This window comes from Paraburkholderia sp. BCC1876 (assembly GCF_902833695.1).
GTDB lineage: Bacteria > Pseudomonadota > Gammaproteobacteria > Burkholderiales > Burkholderiaceae > Paraburkholderia.
On the sequence record NZ_CADFGI010000121.1, the window covers coordinates 1 to 418 of the forward strand.

1 protein-coding gene is annotated in these 418 nt (G+C 67.2%); it reads right to left on the reverse strand.

Annotation, left to right across the window (positions count from 1 at the left end):
- The coding region (locus tag HWY05_RS38100; protein ID WP_244146822.1) for a toprim domain-containing protein at positions 1 to 418 on the reverse strand (418 nt) is incomplete at both ends.

Sequence of the window (418 nt, forward strand, 5' to 3'; positions counted from 1 at the left end):
CGACCATTGCGTCTCGCGCACGCCGTCCTTGCGCAGCTTGTCGAGGATCGCCTCGAGCTCGCCGTCGTCGAGCGCGTAGAGCTTCTGCGCCGGCTTCTTGCCGCGCGCGGGCGCGTCGACGCGGAACAGCGGCGGACGCGCCACGAACACGTGGCCGCGCTCGATCAGCTGCGGGAAGTGCTTGAAGAACAGCGTCAGCAGCAGCACCTGGATGTGCGCGCCGTCGACGTCCGCGTCCGACAGGATGCAGATCTTGCCGTAGCGCAGGTTCGACAGGTCGACGTGGTCATCCGGCGCATGCGGATCGACGCCGATCGCCACCGAGATGTCGTGCACCTCGTTGTTGGCGAACAGGCGGTCGCGCTCGGTTTCCCAGGTGTTGAGCACCTTGCCGCGCAGCGGCAGGATCGCCTGGTAT